At 33.4% G+C, this 22,541-nt stretch carries 21 protein-coding genes; 7 read left to right on the top strand and 14 right to left on the bottom strand.

The features are described from left to right. Positions 1-8: 8 nt before the first annotated feature. Together mnmA and Q0912_RS13660 are read right to left on the bottom strand one after the other, a co-directional pair. Positions 9-1,196: a tRNA 2-thiouridine(34) synthase MnmA gene (gene mnmA / locus Q0912_RS13665; protein WP_299116039.1), complete on the bottom strand. Its 1,188-nt coding sequence runs from the start codon at positions 1,194-1,196 to the stop codon at positions 9-11. 129 nt (positions 1,197-1,325) lie between these two features. Continuing rightward, entirely contained in the window at positions 1,326-2,036 is a 711-nt protein-coding gene (locus tag Q0912_RS13660) for a toxin-antitoxin system YwqK family antitoxin (RefSeq protein ID WP_299116037.1), read from the bottom strand. A gap of 64 nt (positions 2,037-2,100) precedes the next feature. Here Q0912_RS13660 and Q0912_RS13655 point away from each other — a divergent pair, with 64 nt between their 5' ends. Next, positions 2,101-3,129 carry a fasciclin domain-containing protein gene (locus Q0912_RS13655; RefSeq protein WP_299116035.1) on the top strand — a complete coding sequence of 343 codons (1,029 nt, stop codon included), beginning with the start codon at positions 2,101-2,103 and terminating at the stop codon, positions 3,127-3,129. A 118-nt stretch (positions 3,130-3,247) separates the two neighbouring features. On the opposite strand, the gene Q0912_RS13650 is transcribed toward Q0912_RS13655, so the two are convergent. The 3 genes from Q0912_RS13650 to Q0912_RS13640 form a co-directional block, all read right to left on the bottom strand. Beyond that, on the bottom strand, positions 3,248-4,048 hold the full coding sequence (locus Q0912_RS13650) for a DNA alkylation repair protein (RefSeq protein WP_299116033.1): 801 nt from the start codon (positions 4,046-4,048) through the stop codon (positions 3,248-3,250). Positions 4,049-4,211: 163 nt separating this feature from the next. Further along, the gene (gene yidC, locus Q0912_RS13645; RefSeq protein WP_299116031.1) at positions 4,212-6,116 is read right to left on the bottom strand and encodes a membrane protein insertase YidC; all 1,905 of its coding nucleotides are present in this window, start codon (positions 6,114-6,116) and stop codon (positions 4,212-4,214) included. Positions 6,117-6,205: 89 nt separating this feature from the next. After that, the gene (locus Q0912_RS13640) at positions 6,206-7,822 is read right to left on the bottom strand and encodes a CTP synthase (protein WP_299116029.1); all 1,617 of its coding nucleotides are present in this window, start codon (positions 7,820-7,822) and stop codon (positions 6,206-6,208) included. 88 nt (positions 7,823-7,910) lie between these two features. On the opposite strand from Q0912_RS13640, the gene Q0912_RS13635 reads away from it, so the two are divergent. Continuing rightward, complete coding sequence (locus tag Q0912_RS13635; protein WP_299116028.1) at positions 7,911-8,474, top strand: hypothetical protein; 564 nt, start codon at positions 7,911-7,913, stop codon at positions 8,472-8,474. A gap of 150 nt (positions 8,475-8,624) precedes the next feature. Here the strand turns inward: Q0912_RS13635 and Q0912_RS13630 are convergent, their stop codons facing one another. The 8 genes from Q0912_RS13630 to bshC form a co-directional block, all read right to left on the bottom strand. Continuing rightward, positions 8,625-8,816, bottom strand: a complete 192-nt coding sequence (locus tag Q0912_RS13630) for a cold shock domain-containing protein (RefSeq protein ID WP_299116179.1) — start codon at positions 8,814-8,816, stop codon at positions 8,625-8,627. An 80-nt stretch (positions 8,817-8,896) separates the two neighbouring features. Beyond that, positions 8,897-9,760: an RNA polymerase sigma factor RpoD/SigA gene (locus Q0912_RS13625; protein ID WP_299116025.1), complete on the bottom strand. Its 864-nt coding sequence runs from the start codon at positions 9,758-9,760 to the stop codon at positions 8,897-8,899. Positions 9,761-10,102: 342 nt separating this feature from the next. Next, a complete protein-coding gene (locus Q0912_RS13620) occupies positions 10,103-10,330 on the bottom strand; it encodes a DUF3820 family protein (protein WP_299116023.1) in 228 nt (75 codons plus the stop codon). 2 nt (positions 10,331-10,332) lie between these two features. Then, entirely contained in the window at positions 10,333-10,878 is a 546-nt protein-coding gene (locus Q0912_RS13615; RefSeq protein ID WP_299116021.1) for a DUF922 domain-containing protein, read from the bottom strand. Beyond that, positions 10,879-11,280, bottom strand: a complete 402-nt coding sequence (locus Q0912_RS13610; protein WP_299116019.1) for an OsmC family protein — start codon at positions 11,278-11,280, stop codon at positions 10,879-10,881. Position 11,281: 1 nt separating this feature from the next. Continuing rightward, the gene (locus Q0912_RS13605) at positions 11,282-13,186 is read right to left on the bottom strand and encodes a LysM peptidoglycan-binding domain-containing protein (RefSeq protein WP_299116017.1); all 1,905 of its coding nucleotides are present in this window, start codon (positions 13,184-13,186) and stop codon (positions 11,282-11,284) included. A 52-nt stretch (positions 13,187-13,238) separates the two neighbouring features. Next, the gene (guaA, locus tag Q0912_RS13600; RefSeq protein WP_299116015.1) at positions 13,239-14,774 is read right to left on the bottom strand and encodes a glutamine-hydrolyzing GMP synthase; all 1,536 of its coding nucleotides are present in this window, start codon (positions 14,772-14,774) and stop codon (positions 13,239-13,241) included. Between the two features lie 86 nt (positions 14,775-14,860). Further along, positions 14,861-16,459 carry a bacillithiol biosynthesis cysteine-adding enzyme BshC gene (bshC, locus tag Q0912_RS13595; RefSeq protein WP_299116013.1) on the bottom strand — a complete coding sequence of 533 codons (1,599 nt, stop codon included), beginning with the start codon at positions 16,457-16,459 and terminating at the stop codon, positions 14,861-14,863. A 139-nt stretch (positions 16,460-16,598) separates the two neighbouring features. Here bshC and Q0912_RS13590 point away from each other — a divergent pair, with 139 nt between their 5' ends. From Q0912_RS13590 to Q0912_RS13570, 5 genes are all read left to right on the top strand, one after another. After that, a complete protein-coding gene (locus Q0912_RS13590; protein WP_299116011.1) occupies positions 16,599-19,079 on the top strand; it encodes a M14 family metallopeptidase in 2,481 nt (826 codons plus the stop codon). 117 nt (positions 19,080-19,196) lie between these two features. After that, positions 19,197-19,991: a hypothetical protein gene (locus Q0912_RS13585; protein ID WP_299116009.1), complete on the top strand. Its 795-nt coding sequence runs from the start codon at positions 19,197-19,199 to the stop codon at positions 19,989-19,991. A gap of 51 nt (positions 19,992-20,042) precedes the next feature. Continuing rightward, positions 20,043-20,414 (top strand): VOC family protein, encoded by a 372-nt coding sequence (locus tag Q0912_RS13580; protein WP_299116007.1) that lies wholly within the window; start codon positions 20,043-20,045, stop codon positions 20,412-20,414. Positions 20,415-20,417: 3 nt separating this feature from the next. Then, the gene (locus tag Q0912_RS13575) at positions 20,418-20,744 is read left to right on the top strand and encodes a hypothetical protein (protein ID WP_299116005.1); all 327 of its coding nucleotides are present in this window, start codon (positions 20,418-20,420) and stop codon (positions 20,742-20,744) included. A gap of 10 nt (positions 20,745-20,754) precedes the next feature. After that, complete coding sequence (locus tag Q0912_RS13570) at positions 20,755-21,153, top strand: VOC family protein (protein WP_299116003.1); 399 nt, start codon at positions 20,755-20,757, stop codon at positions 21,151-21,153. 16 nt (positions 21,154-21,169) lie between these two features. On the opposite strand, the gene rimO is transcribed toward Q0912_RS13570, so the two are convergent. After that, on the bottom strand, positions 21,170-22,474 hold the full coding sequence (gene rimO / locus Q0912_RS13565; protein WP_299116001.1) for a 30S ribosomal protein S12 methylthiotransferase RimO: 1,305 nt from the start codon (positions 22,472-22,474) through the stop codon (positions 21,170-21,172). Between the last annotated feature and the right edge of the window lie 67 nt (positions 22,475-22,541).

Here is a 22,541-nt window from a genome sequence, read left to right as displayed (position 1 = left end):
ATTGCAATTTAAGAAATAACTCCTGAACCTAATAATTCATCATCTGTGTACCAGGCTACAAATTGCCCTTCAGTAATCGCAGATTGTTTATTCTCAAACGCTACATACAGTCCTGAAGCTACCTTGTAAAGTGTTGCCTTTTCTAAAGGTTGACGATATCTAATTCTTGCCATTACATTCATGGTCTCACCATTTCCTAATGCTAAATCCTCTCGTATCCAATGTAATTCGTCATTAGAAACAAAAAGTACGTTTCTAAGTAAGCCTGGATGATTTTTCCCCTGACCAGTGTAAATCACATTATCTTCTACATCAGTTTCAATAACAAACAATGGCTCTTTAGTACCACCGACAGCTAAACCTTTACGTTGTCCTTTAGTAAAATAATGTGCTCCTTGATGCTGACCTACCACAGTACCATCTGAAACCGAGTATTCGGGTTTCTTAGCCATAAAAGCCAGTTCATTTTCTTTAGAGTCGAATTCTGGAATAGCTTGATTATAGGTTTTAAAAGAATCTGGTACTTCAACAATTACGCCTTCTTTTGGTTTAAGTTGCTGTTGTAAAAAATCTGGCAATCGTACTTTACCAATAAAACACAGACCTTGTGAATCTTTCTTTTCCGCAGTAATTAGATCTTGAGCTTTAGCAATTTCTCTAACTTCTGGCTTAGTCAGTTCTCCAATTGGAAACAAAGCTTTTGCTAATTGTTCTTGAGATAATTGACACAAAAAATAGGATTGATCTTTATTAGCATCAACACCAGCCAAGAGTTGATGTACTTCTTTCCCATGCTTTGTAATTGTGCCTTTTCTACAGTAATGACCTGTTGCTACATAATCTGCTCCAAGTTCCATAGCAATATCCATAAAGACATCGAACTTTATTTCGCGATTACATAATATATCTGGATTTGGTGTACGTCCTTTTTCGTATTCATTAAACATATAATCTACGATACGCTCTTTGTACTGCACACTTAAATCTACGGTTTGAAAAGGTATACCCAATTTATCAGCTACTAACATAGCATCATTACTATCTTCTAACCATGGACATTCATCAGAAATAGTTACAGAATCATCATGCCAGTTTTTCATAAACAAACCAATAACCTCATAGCCTTGCTCTTTTAAAAGATAGGCTGCAACACTAGAATCTACTCCTCCAGAAAGTCCTACAATTACGCGTTTCATGTTTACTTATCGCTTAGGCGACGATCGCTTTAATTATTTGTTCGAAAAATCTATGCAAAATTACGAAATAAAAAAGGCAATCTAAACAAGATTGCCATGCATAAAAGCTATAGACCATATAACTTAAAGCTATTCATATTTTTTAATCACCTTTTGATTTGTGTGATCAATTTCTTTAGTAATTTTTCCTCCTTTATAATATTTCCATATACCAGCTTTTTTATCCTTTTTGTAGTTGCCTTCTGAGGTTACATTTCCTTTACTATCATAGTTGATAGTCTTGCCCTCTAATAAACCACTTTGATATATAGATTGCCTTAGAGGTTTTTTACTTTTAAAAAACCATTTTGATTCACCATGTAATTTACCTTGTTTATAGTTTGCAATTTCGGCTATTACTCCAGTTTCGTAAAATACTTTGCGCTCGCCATTAAGTTTTCCATTACTATCATAATTCTCCACAATCATTTGTTTTGTAGTATTCTTATGATAAAAAATCCACTCACCAATATATAACTTGCCATCCATTTTGCCTTTACTAATTACCATTTTCTTAGAGGTGTAAAATGTTGCTTCAGCAATATTGTTTTTAGCATTAAAAACTTTTATTGCACTCAAAACACTTTTCCCATTAGATAACGTATAGTATTTAAAGGTGTCTATCTCTTTCCCATGGTTAAAAACACCTTCATAACGTTTTTGATTGGTCTTATGGTAATTTTTCGTCCATAGACCATGACGTTCGCCGTTTTTATCAAACTGATTAACCGACTTTTGAGCATATCCAAAAGTTAAAATTAATGTTAAAATTAATATTGAAAATAATTTTTGTTTAATCATTCTTTATTTTTGTTAAACAAACTGATGTTTGTGCAATGTTGAACAATTTTAAAAACTCAAAAAAATGAAAATTATTTCAAAAACTTTCAAATTACTCACAGTATTTCTATTGGTTTTAGGTGTTACTGGATGTAGTGATGACGATGACAACAATGGTGGAGGCGTGCAATCAACAACAGTTGTTGATGTTGCTTTAGCAAATGGATTAACCTCTCTTGCCGCTGCTTTACAAGCCACAGATTTAGTAACCACATTACAAGGTACTGGTCCTTTTACAGTATTTGCACCAGATAATGCTGCATTCGACGACTTATTAATGGCTACAGGATTAGATTTAGATAATTTAACTGCTGACCAAGAAACTTTGGTAAGAAACATTCTTTTAAACCATGTAATTATTGGCAACAGTATTCCTGCGCAAGCATTAATTGATGGTGGCTCTGGCTATGAATCAACAGCTTCACCAGGTCCGGTTACAAATACAACTTTAAGCCTATACTATAACGTAGTTGCTGGAACAGTAGAAATCAATGGTGGCTCTGACGTAACAGGAGGTGCTGATGTAACTACCCCAGATTTAACTGCTACCAATGGAACTGTGCATATTATAGATGCCGTTATAGCTTTACCAACAATTGCAACTTTTGCAACTACAAATGGTGCTTTATCTACATTAGTAGATGCACTTGCATTTGCAGATACTGGTACTCCAACCGTACAACCATCTTATATTGATGTTGTATCTGATGGTGATGCTGGTCCATTTACAGTATTTGCACCTACAAATACAGCTTTTGGTGATGTGTTGACAGAATTAAGTTTATCAGGTTTTGGAGAAGGTGCTGGAGAATTAAATGCTGCAACTACTGATGCTGTTTTGCTAATGCATATTGTTAATGCTAACGTACAGTCTAGTGGATTACCAAATGGAGCCGTTATGACTTTAGGTGGAGAAATCACTGCAGACAATACGGCGTTTACACTTACTGATGGGCTAGACCGTGAGATTGGAATAATTACAACACTAGTAGATATACAAGCTACAAATGGTGTTGTACATGTAGTTGACACAGTCATAAGACCTGGCAACTAATAAAAGAGAAAGATCGAGGCTGATTACCTCATTTTTATATTGATTGATTTAGTTAGTAGAAAAACCCAGATTTTTATCTGGGTTTTTTTTATATACTAATTTAAAGAGACACTAAAAGCTATTTATTAATCGTCCGTAATCCTTTTTTAATAATATAAGCAGTTTCTTTTGTGGGAGATTCTTTTTCCCATTTGCTACAAATAGATCTTACCCAATCTGGCTGAGACTTACTTGCATCATTAAGCCAGTTACCAACGGAATCGCGAACGTATTTTGATGTGTCGGATTTAAGAGGTTCAATGAGTGATATGCCTTTTTTTGGGTGCTCTTGAAAAGCTGATATCTTCTTAGTCCATACACCAACAGGACGTAATGACTCAACTGCAAAACGTCTTACATTCTCATCTTTGTCACTTGTCCATTTTGATAGTATACAAATAGCAGTTTCCAGTTCTTCGATCATTCGTTCTTTACTGGCGAAAATGACAACTTCCCTTACACCAAAATGGGTGTCTGACGCATAAGATTTCATAGCATTGATTAATTCAGGAATTGAATCATAATGTGTACTCTCTGCCCAGCAAGACCAACAACGTACTAAATCTGAGGTATGCGTTTGTAACGCTTCATATATTGAGCTATCTGAAGTTAGTAATCCTAAAGTTTGACCTATCACTTTCGTATTGCTATTGGCTGTGGGTTTCTTTTGAGCATTTATAGCAACTTCAAAATCCGAAAACCAATTTTCTTTGCCCAAATCTTTTAAAACTAATTTTAAAAGTGCTAATTGGTCTGTTGCCAACCATTCCATTAAGTTACGAGTTTCAATTAAGCCTCTATTTAAATATTCAATCACTTCTGGATTAAGGTCCTTTAAACTTCGTGCTCCTTTTCTGTTTTTAATATACTCTGGTATCATGTTATTTTCTTTTCGTGGGTTAGAAATGTTGTCTCTAATTAGATCGCTAAGCTCTTCATAAATCGCAGCATACTTAGAAACTATTCAAAATTAAACGATTAAACTAATACATAAAAAAAGCCCTAGTAAAACTAAGGCTTTCATTTTTTATAATAAAGTGCTGCTATTTCTTCTTCTTTTGTTGTGCTTGCTTTTGCTGTTCTGCTTGCTCCATCATCTCAGCCATTTTTTTCTGAAACCTGTTCTGCTTTTTAGGTTTACTCTTACTTACTTCTATCTTGGCTAATACTTTTTCTTCATCAATGATATAATTTTTTATTACTAACATAATACCAATACTAATAAGGTTAGATATAAAGTAGTACAAACTTAATCCTGATGCATAGTTATTAAAGAATACTAACATTAATAATGGGGAGAAGTAGATCATGTACTTCATCATTTTGCTCATATCTGGCATCCCTTCTTGTGGTGGACCTTGCATAGCCGTTTGCTGACCTGTGGTCATCTTCATATAAAAGAAAATGGCAATAGCAGCTAATATTGGAAATAGAGCCACATGATCACCATAAAACGGAATGTTAAATGGTAAATCTGCAATAGAATCATAAGAACTTAAATCGTCTGCCCAAAGGAAGCTTTTCTGTCTTAAATCAAAAGCCGTTGGGAAGAACATAAATAAGGCATAAAACACCGGAATCTGCATTAAACCTGGCAAACAGCCACTCAACGGACTTGCACCAGCTTTACTCTGTAATGCCATAGTTTCTTGCTGAGCCTTCATTTTGTTATCCTTGTATTTAGCTCTAATGGCATCTAACTCTGGTTTTAAGATTTTCATCTTGGCCTGAGACAAGAATTGCTTATACTGTACAAAAGACAGCATAATCTTAACTAATATGGTCATTACGATAATAGCAATACCATAAGGCAAGAAACCACTTAAAAATCCAAATAATGGAATAAATAATGCTTTATTAATCCAACCAAAAATTCCCCATCCAAACGGAATACTTTCTTCTAAACTTTTATCGTAAGCTTTAAGTGTTTTTGAATCTGTTGGTCCATAATACAAGCCTAAATCCTTGCTAATTTCGCCTCCACTATAAGCCAATGGCATTTTGGAGGTATACATTTTAGTGAATAAGGTATCGACTTCCTCATCTTCTACTAAATTCTTAGAGGTCATTTCTACCTTTTTAAAAGGCTTATCATTAGCTACTAAAATTGAGCTAAAGAAATGCTGTCTGTAAGATAACCACTCGACATCTTCAACAATTTCATCATCATCACCCATTTGAGATAATTTCTCTACACGATCTTTATCATGCATATAGGTTAAACGTGTATAGCGGTTTTCGTAACTAATACTCTTGGCGTGGCGCATTCCTTTTTGTTTCCAGTCTATAGTAATAGGCTGAGATGTATTGAATACTCCACTAAGCCCTTGAGACTTGATTGAAAAATCAATCATATAATCATTAGGCTTTAGCTCATATCTATATTCTAAGAAAGCTGTTTCAGAAACCTTAAGTTTCATAGACACTACCGTGTTTTCACCATTCTTAGTAACACTAGGTTGAAAAGGAAAATCCTGAGTGTTTAAGGTTCTGTTATCAGAAGTGCCAAATGTAATATTAAAAGCACTGTTTTTGTCTTTTACTAAATATATCGGTACCGAGTCGTAATCTACAAAGTTGCGTAATTTAACTTCAGCTAAATGACCACCCATTCTATTAAACTTAAGTTCAAAAACATCAGTTTGTACTGTGGTAATATCTTCGCCAGGTAATGTTAATGCGTAAGAAAGTGCTCCTACTTTATTCTTAAGTTCTACTTGTTGCGTAGAATCTAAAACTTTAGTCGTACTGTAATCTTGTGCAGTAGTGACTACAGCTTCATTTTGCTTACTTTCTTTTTGTTCTGCCTCTACTTGTTCTTGCTCTGCTTTTTTCTGTGCTTCAACTTCTTCGGGTGTTGGTGTGTTTTGATACATCATGTACACCAGGATTCCAAAAATTAGAATGAATCCTACGATTGAGTTGATATCTAGTTTCTTTTCTTCCATACTATTTATCCGCTAAAAGCGGTTGACTGATTAATGATTTTGATATCCCAAAAAGCTATCCAAAATTCATTTTGCGCCAAAGTGGCACATTATTTTTTATTCTTATACTTTAATGCTGCAGCAACAAAAGCCACAAAAAGTGGATGAGGGTTGGCTACTGTACTTTTATACTCTGGGTGATATTGTACACCAACAAACCAATTATGTTCTGGTATTTCTATGATTTCAACGAGCCCAGTTTCTGGATTTAAACCTGTAGCTTTCATACCAGCAGCTTCAATTTTAGTCTTGTAGTCATCATTAAATTCAAAACGATGTCTGTGACGTTCCTTTATACGTGTTTTTCCATATACCTTGTAGGCAATACTATTTTCAATGATATCACAATCCCAGGCACCTAAACGCATGGTTCCTCCTTTGTTTACCACATTTTTCTGTGATTCCATTAAATTGATAACAGGGTTTTGCGTGCTCTCATCCATTTCAATAGAATTAGCATCATCAAGATTTAATACATTTCTGGCATATTCTATAACTGCCATTTGCATGCCTAAGCAAATGCCCAGAAAAGGAATATTATTTTCTCTAACATATTTTACTGCATCGATCTTACCTTCTACTCCACGCTCACCAAAACCAGGTGCTACTAAAACACCATCAAGATGCCCAAGTTTAAAATCTATATTATCTTCATTTAAGTATTCGGAATGAATAGATTCTACCTTGACTTTAACTTCATTTTCAGCTCCTGCATGAATAAAAGCTTCTAAAATAGACTTGTAAGAATCTTGAAGCTCTACATATTTTCCTATTAAACCAATAGTAACTTCACTTTTTGGGTTTTTATGACGCTTTAAAAATTCGTTCCAGCGATTTAAATCTGGCACATCGCTTTTAAGGTTCAATTTTTCTAATACCACTTTATCTAAACCTTCTTCAAGCATTAAATTTGGCACATCGTAAATTGTAGACGCATCTATGGACTGAATAACCGCTTCTTTTTTTACATTACAAAAACGTGCCAATTTAGCTTTTAACCCATCACTTAATTCGTGCTCAGTTCTACAGACCAGAATATCTGCATGTACTCCACTTTCCATCAAAGTTTTTACACTGTGCTGTGTGGGTTTAGTTTTTAACTCTCCGGCTGCAGATAAGTAAGGTACTAAGGTTAGGTGTATAACCAAGGCATTGTGGTCGCCCAAATCCCATTGTAACTGACGCACGGCTTCTACATAAGGTAAAGACTCTATATCACCAACGGTTCCACCAATCTCAGTAATAACAATATCATAGTCTCCAGAATTTCCAAGAATTTGAATTCTATGCTTTATCTCGTCTGTAATATGCGGAATAACCTGTACTGTTTTCCCTAAGAATTCACCACGTCGTTCTTTATCAATAACGCTTTGGTAAATTCTGCCAGTGGTAACATTATTGGCCTGAGATGTTGGTACATTTAAAAAACGTTCGTAATGTCCTAAATCTAAATCGGTTTCTGCTCCATCATCTGTAACATAGCATTCGCCATGCTCATAAGGATTTAAAGTGCCTGGATCTATATTGATATAAGGATCTAATTTTTGAATGGTAGTTCTGTAGCCTTGGGCCTGTAAGAGTTTAGCCAAAGATGCAGCTATAATGCCTTTTCCGAGAGAGGAAGACACACCGCCTGTAACAAAAATATACTTAGGGTTTGTGGTCATGTTGCGTTGTTAAACGCAGGCAAATTTACAAAATAAAACGAGTAATTTAAGAATTGTTAATGGTTTGTTTATATGTTACTTTTATAACATGGTATTTAACCATAATTTAGAATCTAATGATAGCTTAACTCTACTCATAAAGTCTTGTTATATTGATAATTGGTTAAAGTTAACCTCATACATAAAAGGATTACCTTATGGAAGAAATCAAAATCGAAAAGACCTAGCTTTGGTCTGGAAAGAACAAAAAGGTACTTGTAGTTCTAAACATGCTTTTTTAAAACATGTCGCTGATTTAAATAAATTGCCAGATATTGAACTTATTCTTGGCATGTATAAAATGAACAATACTAATACACCAAAAATTGGCAATGTTTTGTCCGAATATCAATTGGATTATATACCTGAAGCGCATTGTTATCTTAAGATCAATGGAGAACGTTTGGATTACACCTCTCCTACTTCTGATTATAATAGCGTTAAAGATGACATTTTATTAGAAAAGATAATTACACCTAATCAAGTGACTGCATTTAAAGTTGATTTCCACAAAACCTATATAAAGGACTGGATAAAAACGAATAATATTCCCTTTAGTTTTGAGAACATATGGGAAATTAGAGAGCTTTGTATTACTAATTTGAGTACTTGACTTTGAAAAAATTTTCAACTAACTTCGTTAAAGTCTAAATATAAGTGATTAAACTATATATTAGAAATCTTTATTTCTTATATGTAATTAAGATTTAAAAAAGAAAACCATCTTAGATAGATGGCTTTCTTAACTTTTAGTCCATGACTATTAAACTAGACTGACCCTTATAGCGTTTAAACCTTTTTTACCTTGTTCTACATCAAATGTTACATTATCATTCTCTTTTATCTGATCGATAAGATTTGATGTGTGAACAAAAATTTCTTCTTCAGAATCCTTTAGTGTTATAAACCCAAATCCTTTCGCATTGTTAAAAAATTTTACTGTACCTTCTTTCATAATAGTTACTTTGTTAATATTCATTAATTTGTTTATTATCTTTTTTATCATCATGTTTTGTTTTAATTAATAAGTGTTTATCAGCCCAAATATTTTACTAATAAATGAGATTTGTTTGAGTTTTTAATTTTCGAAATTGCAGATTCTTTAATCTGTCTAACACGTTCTCTTGTAATTCCATATAATTCAGCAATTTCTAATAAGTTCATTGAGTTTTGATTACCTATACCATAATGGAGTTTAATGATTTCTGAGTCTCTTTCTGAAAGAGATTTCAAAACAGCTTCTATGTCTACTTGAAGTGAATCTAATAACAATACTCCATCTGGTTGAGGAAATACATCAGCTATAATAATGCTTTGCATATTTAGGTCTGAGTCATGAGATAAAGGTGCGTCTATTGAAACACCATATACGGAACTTTTAATACAAAGTTCCACTTCATCAACAGGTACTTCAATAATTTGAGAAATCTCGTAAGATGTTGGTTCACGATCATATTTTTGTTCAAAAAAAGCAATTGCCTTTTTCATTTTATTAAGAACCCCAATCTTATTAAGCGGCAGCCTTACCATTCTTGAATTTTCTGATAAAGATTGTATTATACCTTGCCTAATCCACCAAACAGCATAAGAAATGAATTTAAATCCACGTGTTTCATCAAATCGCTTGGCAGCTTTTAATAGGCCTAAATTACCTTCATTAATTAAATCAGGTAGTAATAGACCTTTATTTTGGTACTGTTTTGCAACCGAGACCACAAACCTTAAGTTAGCATTGATAAGTTCATTTAAAGCAAGCTCACTACCAGCTTTAATTTGTACTGCTAGTTCAACTTCCCTTTCTAATGATATTAAGCTAATTTTGCTGATATCATTTAAGTATTTATTAAGTGACTCTTCATTTCTAATAGTAATTTGTTCAGTTATTTTAAGTGATTTCATTTAAAAACAAAGTTTTATTGAATCGTCCAAAAAATAATGAAACCCATTCTTTCTAAGGAGTTATCGGTTAATAAAGGAATTAGTAAACCATAAAAACAGACAAGCAAGGAACTAGGTCAGGCAGGAATATTATTACTAAATAATTTATTATGCAAACCATGTAAAGAAACGTATTAAAAATGGGATAGCACTGGTTTATTTCTTTTATTTTTTAAAAACACAAAACATATAAAATTAATTTAAAAAAGGTTTCTAATTTTATAGTCAAAACAAATCATAAAATATAGTTGAATTTAAATGGGAATAAACGCTGGGTAACAATGCTAACTAATCTAAAAAAATCTACTTCGTAAAATCACGCTTAATCCTATAAATCAATTCTTCAAGTCCATTGATTTTAATATCATGCATTTGTACCATCATCCTACCTAGCTTACCTTCTGGAAACCCTTTTTGTTTAAACCAAGTGTAATAATATTCTGGGATATCAATGAGGTAATCTCCTTTGTATTTTCCAAAAGGCATTTTGTAGTGTGCGAGTTCTATAAGTGCTTCTTTACTGCCTTCCAATTTTATTGTGACTTATATTGATCTAGCTTCTCTAGTTCTTCATCTATAAAGTTTTGCCAATACTTTTGTGCTTCAACATTTATAGAGTGTTTGGTCTGAGCATCGTAGCTTTTCTGGGTTTTTTCTAAAGCCTCGTTAATAGCTACATGAATCTGATTCATTTGTTGCTTTATATTTTGATTAGCGACCAGACGCTCTAACTGTTGTCTAAATTTACGCACATAGAGTTCGGTGATATCAAAATGCAATTGTTCGTGCCCTAGTATATAATCATCAGCTCTATCATCTAAGTACCAAGATTTATTGGGATAAAAATGCGCCTCTACTGTAGCGGCAAAATCTATAATTCGACGACCTGATGTTTTTACAGAATATCCAAAGGTTATACCCGAAGCCGTTAATGCCACAGCATCTGAATTTGGATTAGGGCTTGCTTTAAAATCCTCCCAAGTTAATTTTCGCGATTCATTCCACGTCATGGTTTCTTCATTGGAAGTTGTTCCAACAAAAAGAAATAACAACGAAATTATCACATGTTTTATTTGCATCTATTGCCAGTTAAACGTAATATCTTTTTGGATATCTGGATGTAAACTGTAATGTACAGGACAAGTATTTGCGGTACGTTCTAAAATCTTTTGTGTTTTATTATCAGTTTCAAACGGAAAATTAAGAACAACCTCTATTTTAGAAATGCGTCTTGGGTTACTTGCCATGGTTTTTGTAACCTCAGCTGTAGCACCAGACATATCTACATTCATATCTCTTGCCTTAATTCCCATAACTGTTAACATACAACTTGCCAATCCTGTAGCAACAGTATCTGTTGGAGAAAACGCTTCACCTTTTCCATTATTGTCTACTGGTGCATCAGTAATAAAAGAATTATTAGACTTTACATGAACACTTTCTGTTCTTAAGTTACCCAAATATGTGACTTTAGAGGTCATATTAATTCGCTTCTACAATTCTTAAATTATCAAACTTTACGATATAAACGGCTTCATTCATATAACCACCAAATAGTGATTTATTGTATCTAAACTTATTCTCTATATATTCTGTCTCTATAGTATCGCTAGAAGCTTCGTAAAGATTATCTTCTGTAGCTAAACGCAATAAAACATCTAATGTAATGTCAAAACCACGAGCTACATACTTACTTGGTGAAATACCAAATTCTTTTCTATAAGCTTTAACAAAACCATTGTACTTAACTTCATCAAAACCCTTATTTACTGAAGGGTAATGGAACTTAAGATTAGATAAATTGTTATTGTCTATATCTTTACCTTCAAAGGCCTTATTTTTATTTAGTGTTACTAAAACAATTTCGGTATCATCTATTGCTTTTGAGTTAATCATACTGATGACGCTAGAAGCTAGAGGATTACTATCAGTCTCAAGAAATACTATTGTTTTTCCTTTCGGAAACATATTTTCTAATCGTACCGGATAAACAAAATATTCATCCTTACCTGTTTTCTTATCTCTTTCTGAATATATTTGAGTAGCACCTGGAAACTCTTTTTTCAACATGTTGCTTTTCTCACGATGCGCCTGATCTGCAATTATCACAACTTTAGTCTTTAAGCTATCTGCTTTAACAAAATCGATCATTGCTTTTTCTAATAGTTTATTTTTAGGAATTGTTTGAAACACATTACCATAAACTTCTTTAGGTTTATTTAAAGCAGCAATTACTGGCACTCTATCACGTTTTAAAGCATTTGCTACTCTATCAAATGCTTGTTCTTCCATCGGACCAATAACAGCATCGTAATTAGAAAAATCATTCTCATTTAATAATTTACTGGCTCTTGATGCTTGATAACGTGTATCTAAAACTTTTAAGTCTGTTGATATACCAAGCTGCCTAGCAGAATCCAAGGCCATCCTTACTCCTACATGAAAATCTAAAACAATAGACAATAGCTTATCTTTCTTTATCATAGCTTTTGCTTCAGCAACAGAATCTGTATCAATTCTATTAAGACGATATGGCATCATTAAAGCCAATTTCTTAGTCTTAAAATTCTTTAAATTAGATTCTAACTTTGTAGTTTCTACATTAGATAAACTAGCTGTTGTGTCAATAGAAGCTGGGATTTTTAAAACCATACCTGCTTTTAAGCCTCCTGTTTTTAATTCTGGGTTAAGGTCTTCGAGCTCCTCTTGCGTTAAATCTGTTTTTATTTTTAATCTATAAAAACCTTCTTTTGGCAATACTTCATAGTAGTTGTACTCAGCTTCTATTGTCTTTTCCTCTTTATCATTGATGTTAGGCACATTAAGCTCGTCACCTGGTTGCAAGATTGGCTCCATATTAGGATTTAAAGCTTCCAATTCTGCAATAGTGATACCAAATTTATAAGCAACCCTCCATTTACCTTCTTTAGGTAAAACCTCATATTTTCTAACTGTATTCTTTAAGGTTTGTTTAGAAATAAATGTTTTGTATTTAGGAATACGTATTTTGTCTCCCTTTTTTAAATTTTCTGAATACAAAAAACGATTTGCTTTCTTTATATCATCTTCGGAAACGTTATACTTTTTTGATAAGCCATAGAGCGTTTCTTTACGCTTTACCTTATGTTTTTTATAACCGATCAACTCCCGTGATTTTTCCTCAATAGGTTCATTCTTAACTTTAGAATTAGGAATAATTAAAATCGTATTAGGTTGAAACTTTGTTTTGGCATCTGGGTTTAATGCAAAAATATCGAAAGGAGTTACTAAATACCTTTTGGCAATACTCTCAATAGTTTCGCCAGCTTTTATTTTGTGCTCGATATAATTTTGAGCACTAAGGCTTATTGTAAAAGTAAATAGTATAACGGTTAATAAATTCTTCATGTGTTCAATTTTACCTATTTTAAGAAACAAGTTAGACTGATAAGTCACTAAATTATTCCCACTCAATTGTTGCTGGTGGCTTAGAGCTGATATCATATACAACTCTATTGACACCTTTTACTTTATTTATAATTTCATTTGAGGTTTTCTGTAAAAACTCATAAGGCAAATTAACCCAATCTGCGGTCATACCATCTGTGCTTTCTACCGCTCTAAGTGCTACACATTTTTCATATGTACGTTCATCTCCCATTACACCTACACTATTTACAGGTAACAACATAGCACCAGCTTGCCAAACCTTATCGTATAAATTCCAAGAGCGAAGGTTATTTATAAAAATAGCATCTACCTCTTGTAATATACGTACTTTCTCACGAGTTAGATCTCCAAGTATCCTAATTGCCAATCCTGGCCCAGGAAATGGATGGCGACCCAAAAGTTGTTTATCCATATTCATGGAAGCTCCTACACGTCTTACCTCATCCTTAAACAATGTCTTTAAAGGTTCCACGACTTTAAGCTTCATAAAGTCTGGTAGACCACCAACATTATGGTGACTTTTTATAGTAGCACTTGGTCCACCTGTGGCAGACACGCTCTCAATTACATCTGGATAAATAGTGCCTTGTGCTAACCACTTTACATCTTGTATACGATGAGCCTCATCATCAAAAACCTCAATGAACATGCGACCTATCGTTTTTCTTTTTTCCTCAGGGTCGCTCTTACCAGCCAAGGCATCCAAAAAGCGTGCCGAAGCATCTACACCTTTAACGTTTAATCCCATGCCTTCGTATTGATGTAATACATCTTCGAATTCATTTTTTCGTAATAAACCATTATTTACGAAGATACAATAGAGGTTTTTTCCAATAGCTTTGTGCAATAACATTGCTGCTACGGAAGAATCTACACCTCCAGATAATCCAAGCACTACCTTATCATTTCCTAGCCTCTCTTTTAATTCTTCAACGGTTTCTTCAACAAAAGCATTTGGTGTCCAATCTTGTTCTACTTTCGCAATTTTTATCAGAAAATTCTGAAGTAATTGGTGTCCATCAGTTGTATGATACACTTCAGGGTGAAACTGAATAGCATATGTATCTTCACCTTCAATTTTATAAGCCGCATTTTCCACATCTTCTGTACTGGCCAATAAAATCGCTTCATTAGGTAAACTTTTAATAGTATCGCTATGACTCATCCAAACCTGACTACCTTCGTGAATGTTTTCAAAAAAATCTTCATCAGTCTTTAAAAAATCCAAATTAGCTCTACCATACTCTCGTGTATTAGACTCTGCCACCTCACCACCAGAAAAATGCGCTAAATATTGGGCTCCATAGCAAACCCCTAATAATGGCTTTTTTCCTCTTATTTCTGAAAGATCTGGATGAAGTACATCTTTACCTCTAACAGAATTTGGGCTACCCGATAAAATAACAGCTTTAAAACTGTCTGAATCGTTAGGAATTTTATTGAATGGATGAATTTCGCAATAGATGTTTAATTCTCTAACACGCCTTGCGATTAGCTGCGTGTACTGCGATCCGAAATCTAAAATTAGGACTTTGTTGTGTTGCATGTGCAAAAATACTAATTGATTTCAGATTTTAGATTGACGATTTTAGATTTTTTGAATAGTTTTTAACAGTTTTTGAAACTAAAATCCTAAAGCGTAATTATAGTGAATTTGCCCTTCAATGGTTTCAAAGATTTCATCAACTCAGGTACTAAACTGTCTCCATATTCTAAATACATTTCTGAAAAATTTGTATTTCGCTCTTGTAAGCTTTGGTTAGGAAACAATTGTTCTTGCAAAGCCGTACAACGTTCTATCTGATCTTTCAATTTACGTTTTTGGGCTTTAAGCAGACGTTTTTCAAGGCGTTTCAAGCCTTTTATTTGCCTAGCTTCTTGTGCTTTTACGGCTCCAATAAATGATTTATCTGTTTGCTCTGCAAGCAGATGTAAACTTTTAAACTGTGATTCTAAATGCTTAACCTGTTCTGAAAAATCAATATCAATATTCGAGATTTTTCTAACTTTTTTATTGATGAATGAATTTTTGTCTAAAAACAAATCTTGATTCGAAATATTCAATTTTTCAAGCTTTTCAGTTTGTTTTTTGGTCTTCACCAAAGCAGAATTCCTTAGTAATAATATCGGAAAAGTAATACCTTGTATCTTAAAGTTAGATTTTAACTGTAGCCAATAAATCATTTCTCCACCTCCACCTATATAGCACAGATTTGGCAAAATAACTTCTTGATAAAGTGGTCGCATAATTACATTTGGTGAAAAACGCTCTGGTACCTCATCAAGATGTTTTAATAATTCATCTTTACTCCATGCAATGTCTGTATCTAAAACTGAATAAACTCCTTCAGTTTCAACAATACGTTCGCGCAATCCGTTTTTTATATAAAATAAGTTAATTTCTCTTGGATTGACCTGAATCTTTAGTCCTAAATCTTCAAGTATATTATTAGTTTCCGTAACTTGCTCAAAAGCAGTATTATCTAATAATTCTTTCTTCATCTGCGGTATAAACAAACGCTTCAAATCCTTGTCATCGGCATCGAGAATAACTAATCCATAATCTCCAAATAAAGCATTAGCTAAATAACGTGTTGCGTCTGCCAAATTATGATGATTTAAGTAAGCTTCATTAAACCATTCTTTTAGTTGCTCGGCATGTTTTCCTCTACCTAATTCGGCAGAAAATACCTCAAAAACTTGTTCTAAACCTTCAGTCTTAAAATGACCAACAGCACCTGTTTGATTAGAATTCCATTGGATCTTTTTGCCTTTAAAATTAAAATAATTGATTTCTTCAAAATCATGATCCTCTGAAGCCATCCAATACACTGGCACGAAGTTGCAATCTGAATAAGTTTCTTTTAATTGTTTGGTTAAATTTATTGTAGATATAATCTTATGTAAAAAATATAATGGTCCTGTAAACAAATTTAGTTGATGGCCTGTAGTAATCGTAAATGTATTCTTTGAAGTTAAGCTTTCAATATGTTTTTGAGTAGATTCTGACATTTCTATACTCGCATATTGCTTCTTTAAAACATTGAAAAGTACCTTTCGGTTATGCTCAAGGTTGCCGCTTTTTGATTTTTCATCTATTTGTGCTTTAAAGTTTTTGAGATTTGGGAAACGGCTATAAAGCACTTGCAGCTCCGATTTTTCATCGAGATAATCACATATAAAATCAGAAAAATAATTGGTATCCCTGTAGGATAGACAGTCCGTTGGCATATAAAAATATTATGAAGGTATAAATATACGGCAAGTGTAAATTCTAATTGCTAATTTTTAGTTAATTCAAATAACAAGCATCATATTCTAAAAATCCCTAATTATATTTACTAGCTTTATGCCAAAACCAACACAGCTCATGCGCAAATTATTTTTCATTCTTTTAATTACTTTTAATGTAACATTAGTTCTTACCGCACAGAACATTCAAAGTCCAAGCGAATTTTTAGGTTATGATATTGGTACACAGTTTAGTCGTCATCATCAGGTAATCGATTATTTTAAAGCGGTTGCTTCTGCCGCATCAAACCGAGTAAAGTTAGAACAATATGGTTCAACTTATGAGAGAAGGCCTTTGTATTTGGCTTATGTTTCAAGTGAAACTAATTTAAAAAACCTTGAAACCATAAGACAAAATAATCTAAAAAACACTGGGCTACTCGACGGCACACCAAGCTCAACAGATGTGGCTATTGTTTGGTTGAGCTATAATGTACATGGAAACGAAGCATCAAGTACAGAGGCAGCTATGCTAACTCTTTATAAGCTTTTAACTGAGCGTAAAGATTTATTAGAAAATACAGTTGTTATCATCGACCCGTGTATTAATCCGGATGGAAGAGACCGTTACGTAAATTGGTATAACGAAACGGCCAGTCAACCTTATGATATTGACCAACAGGCAAGTGAACATAACGAACCTTGGCCAGGTGGACGACCTAATCATTATCTATTTGATCTCAACAGAGATTGGGCATGGGCAACACAAGTAGAAAGTGAATCGAGATTACTTGCCTATAACAAGTGGATGCCACATATTCATGTTGATTTTCATGAGCAAGGACCTAACGAACCTTATTATTTTGCACCTGCTGCAGAGCCTTTCCATGAAATTATAAGTGATTGGCAACGCGATTTTCAGACACAAATCGGTAAAAATCATGCCAAATATTTTGATGCTGAAGGTTGGTTATTCTTTACCAGAGAACGTTTCGATTTGTTCTACCCAAGTTATGGTGATACCTATCCAACATATATGGGAGCGATTGGTATGACCTACGAACAAGGTGGTCATGGTATGGCTGGATTAGGGATTTTAAATGATGAAGGGCATGTACTAACTTTAGTAGAGCGATTAACTCATCACACTACTACTGGATTATCTACAGTTGAAATTGCTTCTAAAAATGCGAAACAATTGAATACTGAATTTGCAAAATTCTTTGACAATTCAAACTTAAAGTACAAGAGCTATGTTTTAAAAGGAAATACAGACAAATTAAATAGCTTAAAAAAACTGCTTAACAAACATGAGATTACTTTTGAAAATGCCAGTGGCTCAAAAGTATCTGGTTATAATTATGCTACAGGTCAACAAGCCAGTATGACTGTTGATGCTAATACTATGGTAGTGCATACCAATCAGCCAAAAGGTAAAATGGTTAAAGTGTTATTTGAGCCCAATGCTAAACTATCGGATTCATTAACATACGATATTACAGCATGGTCAGTACCTTATGCATATGGCTTAGAGGCTATTGCTTGTACAACAAAAGTAGCTAGCGGTAAATTAGCAGAACGTAAAGCGTTACAAGTTTTAAAAGATGCCTATGGATACGTGAGCAAGTGGAATTCTATAGATGATGCTCAGTTTTTGGCTGATTTGCTAAAAAATAATTTCAAAGTGAGGTTTACCGAAAAACCATTTAGTTCTAATGGTTCTGATTTTGACCGTGGTTCATTGATTATTACCAAGGGAGATAATAAGCATATCAAAGATTTTGTTAGTGCTTTAAATACTGTAGCGCAAAAACATTCACAGCCTTTGACTCAGATCAATTCTGGATTTTCGCAAACTACTCCAGATATTGGCTCTCCGGATATTAAACTCATTAATAAACAAAAAGTAGCTGTGCTATCTGGCAAAGGCATTTCGTCATTGAATTATGGTGCAATTTGGCATTTCTTTGAGCAACAACTAAACTATCCTTTGACCTCCATTAATACTGATAATTTTAGTACAACTAACTTGAATAAGTATAATGTATTAATACTACCAAGTGGGTATTATGGTAGTGTTCTAAATGACAGTAATATGAAAAAGCTTAAAGATTGGGTACGTAAAGGTGGTAAAGTCATAGCTATCGATGCTGCACTAAGAAGTTTTGCAGGTAAAGATGGTTTTAGTTTAAACTATAAAACTTCAGAAAGTGACGATAATGACGATAATCTAATTCCGTATGCAGATCGCGAACGTGAACGCACTAATAATCTTATTACTGGTGCCATTTTTAAAACCAATGTTGATAATACTCATCCTATGGCTTTTGGTTATGATAATAACTACTTTTCTTTAAAATTAGGAAGTTCTGCCTACAGTCTGTTAGATGATGGTTACAATATTACTTATTTAAATGAAGCTAAAGTTTATTCAGGTTTTGCTGGCAAAGATACTTTAGATAAATTAGATAAAACGCTAGTATTTGGAGAAGAGCGTATGGGAAGTGGTAGCTTTATTTTTATGGCAGATAATCCTCTTTTTAGGAGCTTTTGGGAAAATGGAAAATTATTTTTGGTGAACTCTATTTTCTTTGTCAATAATAATGCTTACGAATTATAACAAAAAAGAATGATTTTTAAGTCTCATATGTTAGACCATTAAAATATCTAAAACTTAACGAGATTGGACAAATCTTAGGCTTTGTAAAAACCTACATTATCAAATTAAAACATCGAGATGAAAATAAAGTTATTGGTATTCGTTTTTTTATTTCAATCGCTAAATGCATTTGCCTGCCTATCAGCAAAACAACAAAAGCTATTTCCTGTTGGTGTTATAGATGATAGTATTATTTTTATTGAAGTACATCTATATAGAACACATGATATAGACAAAAACGATAAAAGCAAAAATATGATGGCAATGAAATGGAAAGTAAAATCATATGTTTCTATTTATAATAAGTTTCATAAACTGATTTCGCAAACAGAAATTGAAAGCTCAGAAATTAAGGGTCGTTCATATTTACCATTATTACAATCTACTTATACCAAAGGGCTGGCACAAATAAAATCGATCTACAAAAGCTTAGATTATTTTAAAGCAGAATATTTATCATTTTGCGACTATCAAAAAAAATGTAAACGGCTAGAAATACATCATGATTCTATTACAAAAAAAGACACGTTTAAATACAAAAAACAAGACTTTACTATAGAGTTATCAGATAACCAAAAGGATGAGAAAAGTGAAACATTTGTTGGTCATTTATCATCTTACTTTTTAAATTCTGTTAGGATTTATAAAACCAAAGACATAGAACTTATTATCGGTCATATAGCAACAGGCCACGAAGTTTCAATGGGTTGGATTACTGATAATCCTAACAAAAAACCTAATAAATTTGGTGACCCTATACATAAAGCTGAACCATACCATCCAGATTTTGAATTCAAAGAACTGCGTACTGCTGTTTATGAAGAGCCTATAATGCATCATGGTTATGGTTTTGATTTATTCATTATCAAATAAAATTAATGATACTTTCATTATCTTTAACTGATAATCAAACACATAAGAATTATGAAACTAGGTGCATTTTCAATTAGTCTTGCCGTAAAAGACATTAAGGCATCCAAAGCATTTTATGAAGCCTTAGGCTTTTCAGTTTTTGCAGGTGATTTAGAAAGAAACTACCTTATCATGAAAAATGAATCATCACTTATTGGTTTGTTTCAAGGTATGTTTGAAAATAATATCCTCACTTTTAATCCTGGTTGGGATCAAGATGCCAATACTTTAGAACAGTATGATGATGTACGCGATATTCAGGCACATTTAAAATCAAAAGATGTCACATTTGCCAGCGAAATCGAAGCCGCTGATTCTGGTCCAGCTAGTTTTGTGATATTAGATCCAGATGGTAATGCTATATTAATCGATCAACATATATAAGTTATGACATGGGACGACGCACTAAACGTTTATGATAAAATTACGGAAGCCTGTAACGGTTTTGAGCGTAAAGGTAAAAAGATGATTTATACCTCATCGAACGGTTACATGTTTACCTTATTAAACAAGGATGCTGAGATTGGTATTCGTTTACCAAAGGATGTAGCAACGAAATTTATGGAGCAACATAATACTGGCTATTATTATTCTTATGGAGCAAAAATGAAGGATTATGTTTTAGTCCCAGAATCACTTTGGAAAGACACAAAATTAATGGTAAACTATTTTGAGCAAAGCTTTGCTTATGTTAATAGTTTGCCTCCTAAATAAAATATAAATTTTGAAACGTGTTGGTATACAATGGATTGTTGAGAATGTAGAAAAATCGATAGCATTTTATTCTACAAAACTTGGTTTTGAAATTGATTGGGTTGGCGAAGGTCCAAAATTTGCCATCTTAAGTCGTGGGAATTTTTATGTAATGCTACGCCAATTAAAAGAAAAAGGACATGCAAGACCTAATCGAATCTCATTTATTAAAGCTGGTTGGCATACCGAAGGGCAAGAAGCATGGGACGCTTACATTTGGGTTAAAGACGCAGACAAGCTCTATAAAGAATTTATAGCTAATGATGTTTCAATTATAAAGCCCATTCAAAATACGCAATATGGTAATAGAGATTTTGAAATTGAAGATATCGATGGTTATATCTTATGCTTTGGGCACTCAAATGAATAGCAGTCTACATAAGTAATTAATTTACAACCTCACCATAAAGATCGAAGTCTTCAGCTTCAATAACTTTAATAGTGGTAAACTCGCCTGTTTTTAAATACGTTTTTGTTGCATCAATTAAAACTTCGTTATCTACGTCTGGCGAATCAAACTCTGTACGACCAACAAAATAATTACCTTCTTTACGGTCAATAACTACTTTAAACTCCTGCCCTATTTTAGCTTGGTTTAATTCCCATGAAATTTGCGACTGTATCTCCATAATTTCATTGGCACGCTGCAGCTTCACGTCTTCTGGCACATCATCTTCAAGGTTATATGCATGTGTATTTTCTTCATGCGAATATGTAAAGCAGCCTAAACGTTCAAAACGCATCTCTTTTACCCACGCTTTCAACGTCTGAAAATCATCCTCTGTTTCGCCAGGATAACCAACAATCAATGTGGTTCTTATGGTCATTTTAGGAACTTTTGCTCTAAACTCTTGCAATAGCTTTGTTGTTTTTTCCTTTGTAGTTCCACGGCGCATACTCATTAAAATAGTATCAGAAATATGCTGCAAAGGGATATCCAGATAGTTACAAATCTTTGGCTCACGCTTCATAATATCTAAAACATCCATCGGGAACCCTGTTGGAAAAGCATAATGCAACCTAATCCACTCAATACCTTCTACTTTAACAAGATTTTCTAATAACTCGGCAAGGTTACGCTTTTTGTATAAGTCTAAACCATAATATGTTAAATCCTGAGCAATAAGAATAAGCTCTTTAACGCCATTAGCGGCTAGCTTTTTAGCCTCAATTACCAAATCCTCAATTGGTGTACTTTTATGTTTACCTCGCATTAAAGGAATAGCACAAAAACTACAAGGTCTGTCACAGCCCTCAGCTATTTTTAAATAGGCATAGTTTTTTGGAGTTGTTGTTAAACGCTCACCAATTAATTCGTGCTTGTAGTCAGCACCGAGAGCTTTTAATAAACCTGGTAGTTCTGTTGTTCCAAAATACTGATCGACATTAGGTATTTCTTTTTCTAAATCTGGTTTATAGCGTTCACTCAAACAACCCGTTACAAAAACTTTATCAACATCACCTTCCTCCTTCTTTTGCATGTAATGTAAAATGGTATTTACACTTTCTTCCTTGGCATTATTAATAAAACCGCAGGTATTAATGACTACAACATTACCTTCTTGCTCATGTACTACATCTTTTCCACTCGCTTTTAGTTGTCCCATTAACACCTCACTGTCGTAAACATTTTTACTACAACCTAAGGTTACTACATTGATTCTATTTTTCTTTAAGGTCTTTGTACGCATCTTCTTTTAAATCAGTGCGCAAAGATACAACCTAAATTAAACCTTTAGTATATTTATAAGTCTTAAT

The organism is uncultured Winogradskyella sp., from assembly GCF_947498345.1.
In the GTDB taxonomy this organism is placed as follows: Bacteria; Bacteroidota; Bacteroidia; order Flavobacteriales; family Flavobacteriaceae; genus Winogradskyella.
The sequence above is the reverse complement of the archived record's forward strand: the minus strand, read 5'-3'. Positions and strand labels throughout refer to the sequence as shown.